This window comes from Deinococcus rhizophilus, assembly GCF_030271215.1.
GTDB classification, from domain to species: Bacteria; Deinococcota; Deinococci; order Deinococcales; family Deinococcaceae; genus Deinococcus; species Deinococcus rhizophilus.
Window position 1 is genome coordinate 1 of sequence record NZ_JASNGB010000006.1, and the last position, 18,804, is coordinate 18,804.

Here is an 18,804-nt window from a genome sequence, read left to right on the forward strand (position 1 = left end):
GGAGCGGAATGCCGCGCAGAATGCCAACCTCGCCCGGAAGCGGGCATCGAGCCAGAACTACAACCGCAGCCGCAGCAAGGACTGGGACCCCAGGGGCTGAAGAGGGGCCACCGCGTCACCCGTTGACGCGGTGGCCTCCGGTCCGGTCTGTCAGGTGGTGACTCCTCGCCGGGTCACCCTGGAATCAGGAGGTCACCCATGCACGAGCTGGTCATCAGTGCCCATGCCGCCCAGCGCTACCGGGAACGCTTTGCGGGAAATCTGAGCTGGTCCGCCACTCAGCAGCGCCTGCGCCGATTGCTGCGCCGGGCCCGGTTTCACGGCGTGAGACCCGGCCAGGCGAGGCTCTACGCCCTGGGCGACATGCGCTTCGTCGTGGAAGACGGCGTGCTGGTGACGGTCTACCGCCTGCACTACCGCGACGTGCCTCCCGTGGAGGACCTGTGGTGCCTGGCGAGCTGAGTGCGGGGCCGCAAATGTGCGGGCGCGGTCAGAGTGCAGCCTCTAGGGTAGGGGCGTGACCCGCCTGCTCCTGCATCATCCGGCGTCCAGCGTGCTGCTGACGGGCCTGGGGGAACGGTTTCACCCTGGGCTGCTGCCCGTCGTGCCCAACGTGCAGGCGGGCCGGGACGTTCGCGGGAGCCTGCGGGGCGCGGGCCGGGCCATCACCCTGACGCAGTGGGCACGCGAGGCCCTGCAGGAAGCCGGGTGGAGGCCCCTGCGCCCCGGTGAACGGGAGGCGTTTTTCCGGAATGCCCTGTCGGGTCTTTCCCTCGACTACCTGGGGCCTCTGATGGACCGGCCTGGGACCCTCACGCGCCTGAGCAAGCTCGTCGGAGAGTTGCTGCGCGACCACCTCGACCCGGCGGCGGTGCAGGCGGTGGCGGCAGACGCGCGGCAGCGGGACGTGGCCACCGTGTACGCCGCCTACGTCCGGCGGGCGCAGGCCGAGCGGCGCTTCGACCTGCCGGGCACGGAATTCTTCGCGAGCCGCCTGCCGTCGCTGCGCCCACGCGCGGCGGCCGTCCACGGCTTCGTGTACTTCGATGCGTCCCAGGTCGCGTTCCTGGGCCGCGCCCTGGCGGGCGGTTCGCTGGTGACCCTGCCCCTGGAGCGCGGTGTGCCTGCCCTGCGCCGCACCGAGGAGACCTTCCAGGCCCTGCAGGGGGCGGGCTTCCAGCCCCAGGCCATCACTGGCCTCCCGAGCCGCAACGGGGACCGTCTGGTGCAGGCCTACTTGACCCGTGCGCCTGTCCCCGGTGGTGTGACCAAGGCCGAGTTCGCGGAGATCGAGGCGGAGGTCCGCGCCTGCCTGGGGCAGGTCCGGGCCTGGCTGGCCCAGGGCAGCCGACCCGAGCAGGTGGCGATCGTGGTCCGGCACGAAGCGACGTACCTGCCCACCCTGGCGGACGTCGCGCGGGAGTACGCGCTGCCGCTGGTCAGTGGGTTGCAGGTGCCGTTGCTGGAGACGCCCCTAGGCGGGGCGGTGCAGGCGTGGGTCGACGCCCACACGCGGAGCTGGATCTATGGGGCCGTGCAGCGACTGCTGACCCTGCCGCTGCTACGGCTCCCCTTCGACGCCCTGCGGCAGGCCAGACGCCTGCGGCCCGCCTGTCCCCCCGGTCTGGAGGCCTGGGGCGACCTCGGCTGGCTGGCTCTGCCCCCAGAGACCAGCTGGCGGGCGGGCATAGGGGTCTTGCAGCGGCTGATCACCGAGTTCGGGGTCGGTGACCGGTGCAAGCAGGACCCGGCACTCAACGTGGCACTGCGCATCCTGGTGGACCGCCTGGCGGCCGAGGCCCGCCGTGACGAGGGCTGCTCGCGTGAGGAACTGCTTGGGCTGGTGACGCACGTGCTGCGAACGGCCACGGTTCCCACCCTGCTGGGGCGCAGCGGCGTGCGGGTGGCCACCCCCCTCGCGGCGCTGGGGCGGCGCTTTGACCACGTCTGGGTGCTGGGCCTCTCGGACGGCCTGTTCCCGGTGCGCCCCGGTGACGACCCCCTGCTCGACAGCGCGGTGAGGGCCGCGTGGCGGGACGCGGGCGTCCAGGTGCCCGACGTGACCAGCCTCGCCACCGTGCAGGAGGCGCAGTTCCTGGGATCGGTGGCCGGGGCCGGCCTCGACATCGTCCTGAGCCGTCCCCGGCGGGACGCGGGCGGGCGGGAGTTGCGCGCGAGTCCGTACTGGCTGCGGCTGGGCGTCGCCCCGGAGCCCGCCGCCCTGCCCCTGCCCTATGGCTCCGAGGCGGAACGTGCCCTCGCGGCGGCCCTGGGGGGAGAGTTGAGCCGGGCCGTCCGTGAGCGACAGGCCACCGAGCTGGCGCGGGCAGGTGGCCTCGTCGGGGCCTATCAGGGCCAACTCACTGAAGGCATCGACGTGAACGCGCGGCGCTGGAGTCCCTCGCAACTGCACGCGGTCGGGGCCTGCCGATTCCGCTGGTTCACGCAGAAGCTGCTGGGCCTGGAGGAGGGTGTGGACCCGGAGGCCGATGAGGACCGCCGCGTCACCGGCACCCTGCTGCACGCGGCGCTGGAGGGGGCCCTGCAGGGCTGGCAACCGGGAGACGCCCCCGAGGTGCTCGCGGAGCGTGCCGAGGCGGCCCTGCACCGCTCGGAGCGCGAGCTGCGCCGCCTTGGCACCCTGCGCCCCGGTCCCCTCTGGCCCACCCAGTTCGAGGAGGTGCGCCGCACCGCGTTGAAAGCCCTTCGGAGTGACGCTTTTCTGCCCCCGGGCTGGCAGCCCCTTTTCCGAGAAGAACTGCGGGAATTCACGCTGGAGGTCGGCTCCCACGTCTTTCAGTTCCGCGGCATCGTGGACCGGGTGGACGAGACCCCGGACGGGCTGACCGTCACGGACTACAAGACGGGGTCGTACATCAGCCAGGTGGTGCAGGGCGGCGTGATGAACCTGGAAGTGCAGCTCCCGCTGTACCTGCACGCCACGGGCGCGGTGAGCGGGCGGTACCTCAGCGTGGAGGGGGGCAAGGTGCTCAAGCAGGCGGGCCGCGCGGCGGAGGGCGGCCGGAGCAAATACGACTGGAATGAGCATCAGGCCCAGGTGCAGGCGTTCCTGGGGGAACTGGGAGACGCGTTGGCAGCCGGGAACGTCGCCCCCAGTCCGGACACCCGGCGGGAGGCGTGCACCTACTGCGGCGTGCGGGCGGTGTGCCGTGTCGCAGGCGGGGCCGTGGAGGTGAGCGCGTGACCACCCTCCAGGCGAACACGTTCACGGACGCCCAGGCCCGGGCCATTTTCAGCGGGGGCAGCGTCGCGATCTCGGCGGGGGCGGGCAGTGGCAAGACGCGCGTGCTCGCCGAGCGCATCCTGCACTTCCTCGCCCGCGGCGTGCGGCCCGCGCAGATCGTGGCGGTCACCTTCACGGAGGCCGCCGCCGCCGAGCTGCGCGAGCGCGTGACGGCGGTGGTCGAGCGCCGCGCCGAGGCCGAAGGTGGGCCGTGGCCGGACCTGGTCACCGAACTCGCCCTGATGCCGGTGGGCACCATCCACAGCCTGTGTGGGCGCGTCGCGCGCGAGCATCCGGTGGAAAGCGGGGCGGGGCTGGGCTTTACCGTCCTTGACGAACTCGAGGCCCGGGCCTGGCTCGATGAGCACCTGAGCCCGGTGCTCGCCGAGTTGCAGGAGGATGAACGGGAAACGCTGCTGGCCGTCCCGGGGAAGGTCCGCCGCACGGTGTTGGAGGCACTTCTCGATGACCCGTCCTCTGCGCGGGAGGCGCTGCGGGTGGCGGCGGCGGCCCGGAGGCTGGACCCCCTGGAGCGGGCGCGGCGGGCCTGGGAGGCCGCGTTGCCGCAGTGGCAGATGGCGGTGATGGCCCTGGAAGGGGTCTCTGGGCCTCACGGAGACGTGCTGGAGGAGATGCGGACCCAGACCGTGACGCTGGGCCGTGACGCGCCTCTCCTGGGGCAGGACCTGCTCGCCGTGCGGGCGGTGCTGCGGGAGCACTCCGGACGCATCGGAAAGGGCTGGACGGCAGGCGCGAAGAAGGAGGTGAACGCGGCGCTCGGCGTGATCAAGGGACTGGCGACGCGGGACGACCTCGCGGGCATCCCCGGCGAGGCCACCGCCGCACACGACCGGGCGGTTCTCGCGCTGGAGCGGATTTTTAACCACGTGTCCCAGCGCTTCGCGGCCCTCAAGGCGGAGGCCGAGGTCGCCACCTTCGCGGACCTGGAAACCTTCGCGGACGCGGCCCTCGGGCACTCGCACGTGCGGGCCTACTACGCCCGGCGCTGGACGCACCTCCTGATCGACGAGGCGCAGGACACCAATCCGGTGCAGTGGCGCATCCTCTCGGCCCTGGCGGGGGAGGGCGTGAACCTCACGGTGGTGGGCGACGAGAAGCAGTCCATCTACGCCTTTCGCCGGGCAGACGTGCAGGTGTTCCGCGCGGCGCAGGATGAAGTGCAGGCCCGCGCGGGCGAGGTCATTCCGATGGGGACGTCCTTCCGCACGCACGCGGCGCTGGTGGAGACCCTCAACGCCTTCTTCTCCTCGCTGATGGCCGGACCGGACGGGGCGCGGCCCACCGCCGCGCGGTTCGAGCCGCTGTCCGCGCACCGGACCCCCTCCCCCCTGGGGCAAGACCTGCCCTGCGTGGAGGTGTACGACATCCAGGCGGAGGACATCGGAACGGCGCGGGCGGCGGAAGCCCGGCTCCTCGCCGCGCGGATTCAGGACCTGCTGTACGCGGGAACGCCCGTGTACGACCGCGCCCTGGGGGGAACGCGCCCCCTGAAGCTTGGCGACGTGGCTGTGCTGTTCCGGGCGCGCACCCACCTGGGGACCTACGAGCAGGCCCTGGCGGCCGCGGGGATTCCCTACGTGGTCCACGGTGGGCGCGGCCTGTATGACCGCCCCGAGGTGCAGGACGCCGCCGGGCTGCTGCGGGTGGTGGCCGACCCCACGGCGGACATTCCGCTGGCGGCCTTCCTGCGCGGGCCCCACGTGTGCCTGACCGACCAGGCACTGCTCGACCTCGCCCGGCTGCGCGAACCCGGCGAGAGCCTCTGGGACGCCGCGAGGAGATCGCCAGACCCGGACGCTGGGCAGGCCGTGACCTGGATCCAGGGCTGGCGCGAGGCGAGCGTGACCCTCAGCGCCTCGCAACTCCTGATGGAGGCTGACCGGGTCACCGGCGCGGCGCTGGTGCACGCGGCGATGCCGGACGGGGCGCGGCGCACGGCGAACCTGCGGCGTTTCCACGCCCTGCTGCGGTCCTGGGCGCAATCGGGCGTGCGGGACGTGGTGCGGGTCGCCGGGCACCTCGCGGAGCTGGAGCGCCTCGGCGCGCAGGAGGCCGAGGCCGTGAGTCCCTCGCCCGACGCGGTCCAGCTCATGACCATTCACGGGTCCAAGGGCCTGGAATTTCCGGTGGTGATCGTGGCCGACGTGCTCAACCAGGGAGGCGGCCCGCCGCCCCGGGTGCGCTTCGACGCGGCGGCGGGTGTGGCCCTGAAGTTGCCCGGTGTGGAGGAGGACCTCCCGGACTGGGAGGCGCTGGAAGCGCTCGCCGAAGAACGTGAACTCAGCGAGAACGAGCGGGTGGCCTACGTCGCGTTCACCCGCGCCGCCGACCTGCTGATCCTGCTGGCCCCCGGGAACCTCGGCGCAGCAGCCCGGCGGCGCCTTGAGGCCTTCGTGGCCCACCTTCCGGCGCAGGGCGTGGCCCTGAGCTACGCGGAAGCTTCGGACGTCCGTGCTCCGCGTCCGCTGCCTTTGCTGGCGGTGTCCGGCCCCCTGAGGCTGGACGTCGCGACGGGGCCGGGCGTGATCCTGCCGGGCACCCTCCCTGTGACCAGCCTGGGCACCTACCTGCATTGCCCGCGCCTGTTCGCCTACCGCCACCTTGAGGGGCGTGAACCGTTGGTGGCTCTGTGGAGCGAGCGGGAAGCCGCCGAGCGCAGCAACCCGGAAGGCCGCCTGGCCGGACGCCAGATCGGCGACGCGGTGCACCGGGCCCTGGAACACGGCTGGGACCGTCAAGTGATGCGAGAGCGCTTTCCCTATTTCGCCCCGGCTGACTTCCAGACGGTTGTGACCCTGGCGGAGGCCATGGCAGGCGAGGCGTTCTCTAGTCTGCGCGGCCGTCCTTTCGAACGCGAGAAGGCCATCCAGGTGCCGCTCGGTGGCCTGACGTTCGAGGGGATCGTCGACGCCTTCGACCCAGAGGGCGCCCTGGTGCTGGACTACAAGACCGACCGCCGGATGCTGCCCGAACATCACCTGCCGCAGCTGGCCCTCTACGCGCACCATCTGGGGGCGCGGGAGGCGGCCCTGGCCTACCTGCGCCACGGGACCCTGCACACCTTCACGGCGGATGACCTGGAGCGCGGCCTCGCCGTCGTCCGAGATACCGCCCGGCGGCTCACGGCTCTGGACTTCGCCCCGACCCCCTCCGCGTCCGCCTGCGGCTTCTGCGCCTTCCGGGGCGTGTGCGACGCCGCCTTCAAGGAGACACCATGACCGACCTGAACAGCAATGAGCCCAGCGCCCAGCCCGAAGTCGTCCCGACGCCCTACGCCGCGGCGGTGCTGGACTTCCTGACCGAAGAGGGCTTCCGGCCCCACCTCGACGAGGACAGCGACGTCTTTTTCAAGTACGAGGGGATGACGTACATGGTGCTGACGGCCAGCAACGAGCCCACCGTGTTGACCCTGGTGCTGCCGTATTTCTGGCCTTTGGAGGACGCCGCCGAGCGGACCCGCGCCCTGGAAGCGGCGATGTTCGCCCACCGTCACGTCCGCATCGGGCGCGTGACCGTGCTGGAGGGCAACGTGTCGGCCAGCGTGAACGCCTACCTGCCGGACGAGGACAGCTTCCGCGCCGTCCTGCTCAGCAGCCTCGACGGGCTGAAGTACCTCTTCCTGAAGTTCCGCGAGCACATGCACGCCCAGCTGGAGAACTGACCCATGACCGCGACCACCAAGACCGAGCGCATCCTCGACCTGCTCGATTGCCTGGGCGAGGGCGAGTGCAGCGCCCGTGACCTGGTGCGCCGACTGGGCCTGCCGGAGAACCAGCTGCGCAGCGTGCAGCGCGACCTGCGAACGCTGATCGACCGGGGATTGCTGGAGGTGTCGCCCGCGGGCCGCTACCGCCGTCCGGTCCGCGTGACCAGCCTCAACCCGGTGGAGGCCCTGGCGGTCTATTCGGCGACGCGGATGCTCTACCACCACGCCGCCGAGTACAACGAGCACTACCTCAGGGCGATGGAGAAACTCTCGCGGCAGCTCCCCGAACGCGCCCGCCGGGTGGCCACCCTCGCCAGTGAGGCATACCGCGGCAAGCCCAACGGCGGGGCCTCCCGCACCTTCGAGCTCGTCGCGCAGGCCTGGCTGGAGGGCCGGGTGCTGCGCTTCGCGTATCACTCGCCACAGCGGGTGACCCCGGTCGAGCTCGCGATCTACTTCATCGAGCTCAGTCCGCAGAACCGTCAGGCCTACGCGATCGGGGTCAACCGCCTCAGGGAAGGCGGGCGGCCCTTCGTGTACCGGCTCTCCCGGATGCGGGACGCCACCCTGCTGGCGGATGAATGCGAGATTCCGGAGGACTTCCATCCGCTGAAGTTTCTGTCGAATGCCTGGGGGATCATGACCGGAGAGCCGGTGCGGGTCGAACTCTTCTTCTCCCCGCAGGTGCGCGAGCGGATAGGGGAGACCCACCTCGGGGAGAACGCGGAGGTCCGGGTGCTGGCCAGCGGTCACACCCGCGTGGTCCTGACAGTGGGCGGCTGGAAGGAACTGATTCCCTGGGTGCTGGGCTGGGGCGGCGAGGTGGAGGTGCTGGAGCCGCCGGAGTTGCGGGGGGCGGTGGCGCGGGCACACGGGGCGGGAGCGGCGGTGTATGGCTAAGGCTGACCGTGTCAGCGATTGACGTGAACCTGGCGCACGCTGAGCGTATGGCGTCTTGCAGGATGCATAGGCCAGTGATGACTGCATGGAACGGTGATTCAGCCCCTTCAGGGTCTGGCTCCCTATTCTGCGGACGCATGCGCATGACTCCTCCCCCGTACACCGCCCTGACCAATGCCCAGTTCCTGCTTGCGGAAAGCTCCCTCGTGGCCCAGGCACTGATAGAGGGCACAGGTTGGTCCGACCTGCGCCTCGCCGCCCAGGAAGGCCGGCTGTTCGGGCCGGGCAAGGCCAGCAGTCAACTCACGGTGCTGACCACCTTAAGAGGCCGCTTCCAGGATATTCCCGGCGAGGTGCTGCCAGAACTGGCTGCTGGCACCCTCGAGACGAGGCGTCTGCTCATGCTCGGGCTGATCACGCGGCAAAAACCGTTGCTGCGTGATTTTGTCGAACAGGTGCTGCTTCACCAGTGGCGGCGTCTGGACCCCAGGGTGACCGATGCGGATGCCCGCGCCTTCCTGACCCACCAGGCGGAGCAGCGACCGGAAGTGGCCGCGTGGTCACCCGCGACTGTGCAAAAGACGCGGGGGAACCTGACGCGCTTCTTGGTCGACGCGGGCCTTCTGAAAGAGCGCGGTCAAGGTGAGTTTGAGATCCTGCCGCAGTACCTCTCCCCCCAGGTCAGGGCCGCCGTGCGTGACCTTGACCCCCAACTCTCTGCGCTGCTGGAGAACCTGAAATGAGCCTGGAAGCCCGTCTGAATGCCCTGAGTGCCGCGCTGCTCGACCCCAAGTTGCTGCGGGGCCGCGGGCTGGGCAACGAGATCGGGTTTTACATCTTCGATTACCCACCGGAGCGTGACCCCGATGTGGCGCGGGCCTTGCCCCAGGTGGTGAGGACTGTGGAATCCGAGGGCGTGCAGGTGGCTGTCGTGAACCTCTACCGCACGGTGCTGGGGCTCCTGGAGGCGCGCGGATACCTGGATAAGGCCCTGGCCCTGGAAGAGGCGCGCGGCCCGGCGGCCCTCCACAGCGCCCTGAAGCCGTTGCTCACCCCGGAGAAGGTCGCCGACGCCGTGGCGCAGGAGGCCCAGGGGGCGGGGCTGGTGCTGCTCACCCAGGTGGGGGCGGCCTACCCACTGTTGCGGTCCCACAGCATCCTCAACAACCTGCACGAGCGGCTCGACCAGGTGCCGGTCGTGATGTTCTTCCCCGGCACCTACGACGGCCAGCAGCTTCGGCTGTTCGGGCTGTTCAAGGACGACAACTACTACCGTGCCTTCCGGCTGCTGCCGGAGGCCAAGCAAGGAGCCAGCGCATGAGCAGCCCGACCCCCGGCACGGCCCATCTCCGCATCGCGGACCTCTTCGACCGGCCTATTGGGCGCGGCATCAACGGCGTCATCAAGGCCGGGCAGCAGGACGACCGCAACGTCGAGCAGGAACTCGACGAGTATGTCGTCACCCGCGAACTCGACGGGCAGTTCCGGCGCTTTTTCGAGCATTACGCGGATTCGCTGGAAAAACCCACCGACCGGGTCGGCGTGTGGATCAGCGGGTTTTTCGGTAGCGGCAAATCCCACTTCCTGAAGATCCTGTCGTACCTGCTCGCCAACCGGGAGGTGATGGGTCGCCGTGCCCTGAGCTTCTTTGACGAATCCAAGCTGCCTGACGCGGTGCTGCGTGCCTGGGTCGACAAGGCCGCCCGCGCTGCCGAGCACACCGACGTGATCCTCTTCAACATCGACGCCAAGGCGGATGCGAGCAGCAAGGCGAACAAGGAAGCGGTCGCCCGGGTCATGCAAAAGGCCTTTGACGAGCACCTGGGCTACCTCGCCAGCAGCCCGGAGATGGCCGCTCTGGAACGGATGCTCGACAAGCGCGGCAAGTACGGCGAGTTCAAGGTGGCTTTCGAGGGGGCTGCCGGGGCGCCGTGGACCGAGGTCCGTGACGGCTGGGCCTTTCACCAGCCAGACATCATTCAGGCCCTGACCCAGGCGGCCGGGATGACCCCGGACGAGGGCCAGCGCTGGCTGGAGAGCCTGAGCGTACAGCGTGACCCCAGCGCCGAGGAGTTCGCCCGCGAGGTCCGCGATTATCTTGACCGCCGCGGCAAGGGGCACCGGGTGCTGTTCCTGGTCGACGAGGTGGGACAGTACGTGGGCGACAACAGCAGCCTGATGCTCAACCTGCAGTCGGTGGCCGAGGAACTGGGAACCCGGGCGCCGGGCCGCGCGTGGATCCTGGTGACCTCGCAAGAAGACATCGACCGCGTCCTCCAGGGCAAGGGGAAGAGCAACGACTTCTCCAAGATCCAGGGCCGCTTCACCACCCGCATCAGCCTCTCGAGCGCGAACACCGATGAGGTGATTCGCCTGAGGTTGCTCAAGAAGACGGCTGATGGTGCGCGTGCCCTGGAAGCCCTCTACGACACGTCCCAGGCCGCTCTGAAGAACCTGATCACCTTCAACAACGACGCGACCCTGCTGGGGTACAAGGACGCCGAGAGCTTCGTGGCGAACTACCCCTTTATTCCCTACCAGTTCAAACTGCTGCAAGAAGCCTTCACGGCCATCCGCCAGACCGGGCATTCTGGCAAGCATCTCTCGGAGGGCGAGCGCAGCATGCTCAACGCCTTTCAGGACGCGGCGCAGACCTACGGCGGGCAGCCCCTGGGATCGCTGGTGCCCTTCTGGGCGTTTTACAGCGCGGTCGAAGGGTTTCTCGACTCCAACGTGCGGCGGGTGATCGACCAGGCCAAGGACAACCCGGCGCTGGAAGCTCAGGACACCGAGGTGCTCAAGACGCTGTTCATGCTCAAGCATGTCAAGGAGATCAAGACCAACCTCGACAACCTGACCACGCTGAGCCTGCGCCAGGTCGACGAGGACCGCCTGGCCCTGCGGGGCCGCATTCAGGCGTCCCTGGCCCGGCTGGAAAAACAGACCCTGATTGCCCGCAGCGGCGACCTGTGGACCTTCCTGACCAACGAGGAGCAGGACGTGGGCCGCGAGATCAAGAGCATCGACGTGGCCGAGGGGGAACTGAACGCCGAGCTGCAAAAGCGGGTGTGGCAGTCGGTGTTCACGGCCACGTCCCTGAAGTACGACACCTACCACCAGTACCCGTTCAACCGCAAGCTCGACGACCGGCCCTTCGGAGCCGCGGCGCATGACATCGGCGTGCAGATCGTCACGCCCTTTGCCGAGCGCTTCGAGGCCCTGGCCGAGGAGCATGTGGCGGCCGTGCAGTCCGGCACGGTACTGCCCGGAGGGAGCATCGAGGCGCTGGTGATTCTCCCCGACGACCGCCTGCTGTTCGAGGAACTCACCGAGATGGTCCGGACTGACCGGTACGTGGCCCGCAAGTCCGGGCAAGACAGCACGCCCTCGATGCGGCAGATCGTCAGCGCCCGTGCGGAAGAGAACAACGCCCGCAAGGCCCGCATCGAGACCAACCTGCGTCAGGCCATCGCGGGGGCGCGTGTGTATGTGCTGGGCAGCCGCCTGGAGAGCCCCGGTGGGAGTGCAGCCGAGGTCTTGCAAGGAGCGCTGCGCGCCCTGGTGAACAACGGCTACCCCAAGCGTTCCTTCCTGCAAAAGCCGCACCTGACCGAAGGCGACGTGGCCCGTGCTTTCATCACGCCGGACGACAGCCAGAACCTCGACGGGCAGGATCCCAATCACCTCGCGCTGGGCGAGATGGAGCGGTGGTTGAGCGAACAGGGCCTGCGAAACGTCCGCGTGACCGTGCGGACCCTCCTCGACCAGTTCACCCGCCGCCCCTACGGCTGGACGGACGCCGAGGTGCTGGGCATCCTCGCCACGCTGGTCGCCCGTGGCCAGGTGGACCTGCACCGCGCCCAGAAGCTCGTTGATCCCGGCGAGCCGGGTCTGGCCGGGCGGTTGCTGAAAAAGGCCGGACAGGAAGACACGGTGGTGCGCCTGAGTGACGCCATCGACCCGAAGGCCCTGGGCATCGCCCGCAGGCTCGCGCGGGACTACCTGACCCAGGTGGACCGGCCCAGCACGGCCGACGCGCCCAAGCTCGCGGCCGCCTACCGGGAGCAACTGGCACAGGACCGCGAGGCCCTCCTGCGCTACCAGGACCGGGCCGGGCAGGGGTACCCCTTTGGCCCCGCGCTGACCGCCCCGCTTGCCGCCGTGGACGCCCTTCTGGCGACCTCCGGCACGGCGGCCCTGTTCGCGGAGATCGGGACGTGGGAGGAAGCGCTGGAGGACTGGACCGACCTCCGGGCGAAGCTCCAGAGCTTCTACGGCGGAGCGCAGGTCAAGATTTTTGATGAGGTCCGGCGCGACCTGGCCGATCTGGAATCCGACCTGCCCCGCGTGACCGTGCCCGAGCTGCAAGACCGGATCGGGAAGGCCCGCGACATGCTCGCCCTGCCTGACCCCGTGAAGGTCATTCCGCAACTCTCTGGCCTGCTGAAACCCGTCAAGGCCCACGTCGAAGAGTTGCTGGCCGAGTCCAAGATCAGGGTGCAGGCCGTGCTGGAAGACGAGGTGGCCCGGCTGCAGGCCATCGCCGGGGAACTGGGCCCTGAGGCCACCCGCAAGCTCACCGGGCCGATTCTGGAGGTGCGCGGTCGCCTGGAGGCCGCCCGGACCATCGACGCCGTCGAATCGACCCAGATCGCGGTGCAGAACGCGGCCACGCGGACCGAACAGGACATTCTGCGGGCCATCAACGAGCGTGCCCGGCAGGTGACGCCGCAACCGGCTGGAGATCAACCCGGTGGGGGCGAGACGGCACAGCCGACCCTCAAGCCCATCCGCACCCTGAAGGTCCGCAGCATCACCGCCGCGCCCTACCTGGAATCCACCCAGGACATCGACGCCTTCCTGGAGGTCCTGAGAACCCAGCTTGAACAGGCGCTCCAGAACGGCGAAAGGATTCGAATCGAATGAACAGGACTTCCGTCAAGAACTTCGCCCAGTGGGGCCGCCGCCACCTGCACGACCTCGTCCGCGCCCGCCTCGCCCTGTTCGGCGTGACCGACAAGGGCATCGAGACCCCGGCCCGGATTCAAGGTGGCCTGATCATCGGCGGGCAGACGCTGACGCTGAGCGCCACAGACATCGGCCAGTACGACGCCCTGATCCGGCACTATCAGGACCTCTCCGGCACGCCGAAGGACCGGTTCCTGGGGCTGGTGGACGAGATCGCGTACACGTGGTTCAACCGTCTCGCTGCGCTGCGGTACATGGAGGTTCACGGGTACGCCGAGCGTGCCCTGTCCAGCGATACGCCGGGGCAGACCGACCCCAACCTGCTGCGCGACGCCGTGACCCTGGCCGATGGGGGAGACCTGGGCGAGCACGTCACGCCCGACGTGGTGGCCGAGTGGCAGCGCCTGTACGAACCCCGCGAGGTCTACCGCCGCCTGCTCGTGGCCTATGCGGGCACTTTCGCCCACACGCTGCCCTTCCTGTTTGGGCGCGACCGGGCGTGGCTGGACCTGTTCCTGCCCGACACGCTGCTGAATCAGGATTCCATCGTGCGGCGCATGGTGGCCGATATCCCCGAAGAGGACTGGGGCGACATCGAGATCGTGGGCTGGCTGTACCAGTTCTACATTTCCGAGCGTAAGGACGAGGTGTTCGCGCAGAAAGGGAAGTACACGCCCCGCGACATCCCCGCCGCCACGCAGCTGTTTACGCCCCACTGGATCGTGCGCTACATGGTCGAGAACAGCCTGGGCCGCGTGTGGCTGGAGGCACACCCTGACAGCACCCTGCGCGAGCACATGCCGTACTACCTGGAGAGCGAGAACCCGGCCCCGCCGCCCAACCCTGACCTGACGCCCGAGAGCCTCAGCGTGATGGACCCGGCGTGCGGCAGCGGGCACATCCTGGTGTACGCCTTCGACCTGCTGGCGCACATCTACCGCGAGCAGGGCCACAGCGACCGCGAGATTCCCGCGCTGATTCTGGAACACAACCTGCACGGCCTGGACATTGACGAGCGGGCCGCGCAACTGGCGAGCTTCGCGGTGGTGATGAAGGCCCGCGAGCTGAACAGCCGCCTGTTCCGCCGGGACATGCCTACCCTGAACATCCTGCAAGTCAAGGCCACGCGGGGGCTGCGGCTGCCGAACGCGGGCAGCCGGGACATGCTGGGCAACTACAGCGCCCTGAGCGGCGGCCTGACCGAGCAAGGCGCCTTTAACCCCAACGACTGGCAGCCGCTGGTGGACGCTTTTGCCGATGCCGACCACCTGGGCAGCCTGATTACCCCGCCCGAGTTCGACGCCGGGCGGCTCCGGGCGCAACTGCACTGGCTGGAGGAACGCGGTGGGCTGGACGCCGGGGCGCTGGACGACCTGCGCCACCTGCTGAGGCAGGCCGAGTTGCTGGGCTGGAAGTACGACGCGGTGGTGGCGAACCCGCCGTACGTTGCCAATACTGCCTTGTCTAATACGCCCAAGAGCTTTATTGAAAATGTTTATATAGAAGTAAAACAGGACATCTTTGCGGTGTTTATTTACCGTGCCCTTGAGATGACTAAAATAACCGGTCACACGGGCTTTATGACGCCCTTCGTGTGGATGTTTATTTCTAGCTACGAAAACCTACGCCTAAAACTAATTAGTGCCCATACCTTAACATCTTTGATCCAGTTAGAATATTCAGGCTTCGAAGGTGCCACCGTGCCAGTATGTACTTTTACGATCCGAAAGCTGCATATCCGCGAGAGCACAGGAGAATTTGTGCGCCTATCCTCGTTTAAGGGACCAAATCAACAGGAGCCAAAAGCACTAGAGGCTATACAAAATCCTAAATGCCCTTGGAGGTATAGACCACAAATACAGAACTTCAAGCTTATCCCTGGATATCCTATTGCTTATTGGGCAAATAAAGGGATTATAAATCTATTTAGACTGTCAAGGGTTAGTGATCATGCTGAACTTAGCGTAGGAATGCAAACAAGCAATAATGATAAATACCTTAGACTTTGGCATGAAGTGAAGAAGGATAGCATTTTATGGAATAGATATAATAAAGGGGGAGATTACAGAAGATGGTATGGCAATCTTGAATGGTTAGTCAGGAGTGAAATGATACCGAGAGGAGGACGCTTACATTTTGCCTTGGAAAATCCAACCATAAGCTGGAGCAGAATATCATCTTCCAGACCTAGCTTTAGATACTACAACAAAGGTGTATTATTCGACAGCGCCTCTCCTGTGGCAATGACTAAAAATGAAAATACAATGAAGGCATTGCTAAGTCTTTTAAATTCTAGGTTTTCCGAGACGGCTCTGGAATTTATTAGCCCAACTTTAAATTTCCAAACCGGTGATATGGGAAAAATTCCCGCAGACCTGGATGCCGAAAGAAGCTTACAGGACATAGACAGGCTTATCCAAATCTCCAAAACCGACTGGGACAACTTTGAAACCTCTTGGGATTTCCAAACCCACCCACTCCTGCGCCACTCCACCGCATCCTTACCCGAGGCGTTCTCCCACTGGGAGGCCCAGAGCGAGGCGGCCTTCCGCGAACTGCAACGGCTGGAAGAGGAGAACAACCGCTACTGGATCGACGCCTACGGGCTGGGGGACGAGCTGACGCCCGAGGTGCCCGACGACCAGATCACCATTCGCCGCGCCGACCTGGGCCGCGACGTGAGAAGCCTGCTGTCCTACGCGGTGGGCTGCATGATGGGCCGCTACTCGCTGGACGAGCCGGGCCTGATCCACGCGGGGCAACCCTTCGACCCGTCACGCCACACCCGCTTCCCCGCCGACCGCGACGGCATCCTGCCCGTGCCCCTGGGCGGCCACTTCGAGGACGACGTGACGGCCCGCTTTGCCGAGTTCCTGCGGGTGGCCTTTGCGCCCGAGCGGGTGGCCGAGAACATGGAGTGGGTGGCGGCGTCCCTGGGCGGCCAGAGGGCCGGGGAGACGGCAGAGGCCCGCATCCGCCGCTACTTCGCCACCGAGTTCATGTCCGACCACATCCAGACCTACAAGAAACGGCCCATCTACTGGCTGTTCACGTCGGGCAAGAAACGCGGCTTCGGGGCGCTGGTGTACCTGCACCGCTACGGCCCGGACACGCTGGCGCGGCTGCGAACCGACTACCTGATGCCCCTGCAACGCAAGCTGGACGCCGACCTGGAACGGGTGGGGAGTGAGCGCGACGCGGCGGGCAGCACAGCCGCGAAGAAGGCCGCCGAGAAGCGCCTGAAGGAGATCAGCGAGCAGATCGCGGAAGTCCACAAGTACGACGAGTCCCTGCGCCACGCCGCCGACCTGAAGATCCCCCTCGACCTCGACGACGGCGTGGCCTACAACTACTGGCTGATGAGCGCGGCGGGCCTGGAGTACCTGACCGGGAAACCCCTCAAGGGCCTGCAGGACCTCGTGTACACGGGCACCGACCTGAAGCTGGCCGACCTGGAACGCAAGAGCCAGTGGAAGCGCGACCTGCTGGCGCAGGAGCGGGGGGAGGAGATCGGAGCATGAGCGAGAGCACAGGTCTGCTGAATGGACGGTGGCGGGGCAAGAAGCTCCGGCAGTACGGTTTTCTGGGCCTCACGAATCTGCACGAGTTCTGCCAGCAGTACGGGATCGACCTGAGCGAGGTGGACATCTACGAGGAAGAGCCGAAGCCTCCCCGCGCTCCCGCCGTGGAAAAGGCTCAGGAGGACGCACCGCCGCTGGGTGATCCCCCCTACGGCGTCTGGCTGAACTGGCCGGGCATATTTTCCACGGGTGGAACGGGCACGGCCCTGTCCTTCCCGTCTCTGGAGGCGGCGCAGGCGTGGATAGAGCAGGAGGATCTGAATCCGGAGGCGGTGCAGGTGCGCTCGCTCGGGGAAGGGTGAGGCGGAGAGATGACTGGACGCCTTCAGAGACTCCCCAACCCAGTTCATGCAGCCGCACACCAGGCAGACCTGGGGCCATCCGGCCCGACAGAGACAATGTTCTTGTTAACGACCAATGGCATCAATCAGGGCAACGGCTCAACCCTTGACGCCGAGGAAGGACACTTATGACCAGTTTGAAATTTAGTGACGTGATCGATGTTCCCGACGGACCTGATTTTGATGTCCTGAGAGATCAACAGGTAGGTTTCAACTTTCAAGAACGCAGCCGGATTCTTAAACGCAGCTCTTTTCTTCGGTGGCAACCACGGCCTCTGGAGAAAAGGTCTCTCGGTCTCCGCTCAATGTGGGTGAGAAACACTCCAGAGGAGGTACTGGCAGCCTTTCTACAACTCGCCCCGCGTGCAGGTGATCTCAGGCTCTGGGCGTATGACCACCACGAATTTACCTATGAACCCCTCAAGTCCTTTGACGAGGTCATCAAGCAGCCTGACTTCAGGACTCCCTTCATTCCGCTGGAAGAGGCTGAAAAGCTGCGGGCGCATTTCAAGGTCACGCGGGATCAGGCCCTGGAGGTCATAGGGGCCGCCGTTCAGGGAAGGTACCCCAGTTACCGCATTCCCGACGTTCACCGCATCGATCTTTTCAAGGACCTGCTGCCGGAGGACTTCTTCGCCACTGGGCAGGTTCGTGAAAACCGTCTGCGTCTACTGCTAGCGAGAGCCAGAGCCACCCCTGCCGAACTCCTCCAGGAACTCCTCGAGGACGAGGATCAGGAAGTGGAGCTCGCGGCGGTCATCAACCCGAACAGCCGACCCAGTGCCCAGCAGATGCTGGAGGCTTATCACAGGACCTCGACTGAGGACAGCGGCCTCCCCGACTCCCCGCTGGGAATGCTCAGCGGGGAAAACTCGCAGTTCTTCGGGCTCTTGAGCCGTCCGGACTTCCCTTTCGAACAGCTCCTTGGCGCTCCTGTACCAGAAGGCGGCAAGTTGCGTGTCCTGGCAGACTCTGACCTCCCGCCAGTGCGTATGTACGTGGCAAGCATGAAAACTGCCCCGCTGGAGGTCAAGCTGTCCCTTGCGCGGCGTGAGGGCGACACGCCGGAACAGAGCGACATCAAAACAGCTCTGGCCTACGCGTCCGTTGGTCAACCGGAAGTTCTACGGGTCCTGATGCAGGATCAGGATGAGTCTGTCAGAAGAGTCAGTACGGGTGCCTTTATCCACCACACGTTGACCCACATCGATACCCTGTCGTCTTACGGAGCAACGATGAGCTGGCAGCAAGACTTGGCCGACCCCATTTTCATGCTGTACAGAGAAATCCCTGATATCGACAGTGTTTCGACTCGAGGGTACACCTTGAATTTTCAGGCCACACCCTATGGTTTTCACGTGCTTCCAGATGGACAGGCCAAGGTCTACCTGAACAACAGCTACAAAGGCCACGAGACGGAAGACGAGGATGAGGATCTGCTCTGGACCGTCTCCCAATCGTACGACAGCGATGAATGGGACAGCATGATGGTTCGTGCCCTGGAAAAGAATGACTCGCACACCGTGGTGACCACCTTCCCATTGACTGAAGCGTTGACGCAAGGAGACCTGAACTCGAGTGGGACGCAGTTCGACGAGCGAATCATCACTGCTCTGATCACGCACGGCCTGCTGGACGAAGCCGTCACCGAATGGCTGGATCACGTGTTCAATTTTGACGTCTGGTCATTGGTCCTTCGTCCGTTCCGTGTGATGGGCACGTACCAACCTCAAACACGAGAACGGTTCGAAACTGCGCTGGCCGTCCCGGCCTACTTCAAGGCGGTGGAATGCGGACTTAAATACGGCTTCGGGCGTGGTGACTGGGACAAGCTGGACACCGAGGCCGGGGAACTGTTGGCCGCGAGTGATTTTGCCAGGCGGCATGGACAGGCCACGCTGGCGGATGCGGTGGCGGACCTTGCTCGACGATGACCGGACACAACTGGGGCGCGAAGCTCCGGGACACCGGGGGTTCACCTCCAGGCGGAACGCTGCCCCTGCGCTCTGGAATTCTCCTGGTCCCCATGCGCCTGGAGTGCCC

11 protein-coding genes are annotated in these 18,804 nt (G+C 66.5%); all 11 read left to right on the forward strand.

The window, feature by feature from the left end; all coding sequences use genetic code 11:
* Nucleotides 1-198: 198 nt before the first annotated feature.
* The 11 genes from QOL99_RS01610 (at nt 199) to QOL99_RS01660 (ending at nt 18,695) form a co-directional block, all read left to right on the forward strand.
* Nucleotides 199-462, forward strand: a complete 264-nt coding sequence (locus QOL99_RS01610; protein WP_285520867.1) for a hypothetical protein — start codon at nt 199-201, stop codon at nt 460-462.
* Between the two features lie 55 nt (nt 463-517).
* Complete coding sequence (locus QOL99_RS01615) at nt 518-3,205, forward strand: PD-(D/E)XK nuclease family protein (RefSeq protein WP_285520868.1); 2,688 nt, start codon at nt 518-520, stop codon at nt 3,203-3,205.
* Complete coding sequence (locus QOL99_RS01620; protein WP_285520869.1) at nt 3,202-6,483, forward strand: UvrD-helicase domain-containing protein; 3,282 nt, start codon at nt 3,202-3,204, stop codon at nt 6,481-6,483. The genes QOL99_RS01615 and QOL99_RS01620 overlap by 4 nt, the downstream gene beginning before the upstream one ends.
* On the forward strand, nt 6,480-6,926 hold the full coding sequence (locus QOL99_RS01625) for a hypothetical protein (RefSeq protein WP_285520870.1): 447 nt from the start codon (nt 6,480-6,482) through the stop codon (nt 6,924-6,926). Before QOL99_RS01620 ends, QOL99_RS01625 begins: the two co-directional genes overlap by 4 nt.
* 3 nt (nt 6,927-6,929) lie before the next feature.
* Nucleotides 6,930-7,871 (forward strand): helix-turn-helix transcriptional regulator, encoded by a 942-nt coding sequence (locus QOL99_RS01630; RefSeq protein ID WP_285520871.1) that lies wholly within the window; start codon nt 6,930-6,932, stop codon nt 7,869-7,871.
* 137 nt (nt 7,872-8,008) lie between these two features.
* A complete protein-coding gene (locus QOL99_RS01635) occupies nt 8,009-8,614 on the forward strand; it encodes a BrxA family protein (RefSeq protein ID WP_285520872.1) in 606 nt (201 codons plus the stop codon).
* Nucleotides 8,611-9,192, forward strand: a complete 582-nt coding sequence (locus QOL99_RS01640; protein WP_285520873.1) for a DUF1788 domain-containing protein — start codon at nt 8,611-8,613, stop codon at nt 9,190-9,192. Before QOL99_RS01635 ends, QOL99_RS01640 begins: the two co-directional genes overlap by 4 nt.
* On the forward strand, nt 9,189-12,797 hold the full coding sequence (gene brxC / locus QOL99_RS01645) for a BREX system P-loop protein BrxC (protein WP_285520874.1): 3,609 nt from the start codon (nt 9,189-9,191) through the stop codon (nt 12,795-12,797). The genes QOL99_RS01640 and brxC overlap by 4 nt, the downstream gene beginning before the upstream one ends.
* Entirely contained in the window at nt 12,794-16,360 is a 3,567-nt protein-coding gene (pglX, locus tag QOL99_RS01650; RefSeq protein WP_285520875.1) for a BREX-1 system adenine-specific DNA-methyltransferase PglX, read from the forward strand. The genes brxC and pglX overlap by 4 nt, the downstream gene beginning before the upstream one ends.
* Nucleotides 16,357-16,722, forward strand: coding sequence for a hypothetical protein (locus QOL99_RS01655; RefSeq protein ID WP_285520876.1), 366 nt, complete (start codon nt 16,357-16,359; stop codon nt 16,720-16,722). Before pglX ends, QOL99_RS01655 begins: the two co-directional genes overlap by 4 nt.
* Nucleotides 16,723-16,889: 167 nt before the next feature.
* Entirely contained in the window at nt 16,890-18,695 is a 1,806-nt protein-coding gene (locus QOL99_RS01660) for a hypothetical protein (protein ID WP_285520877.1), read from the forward strand.
* Nucleotides 18,696-18,804 lie beyond the last annotated feature (109 nt).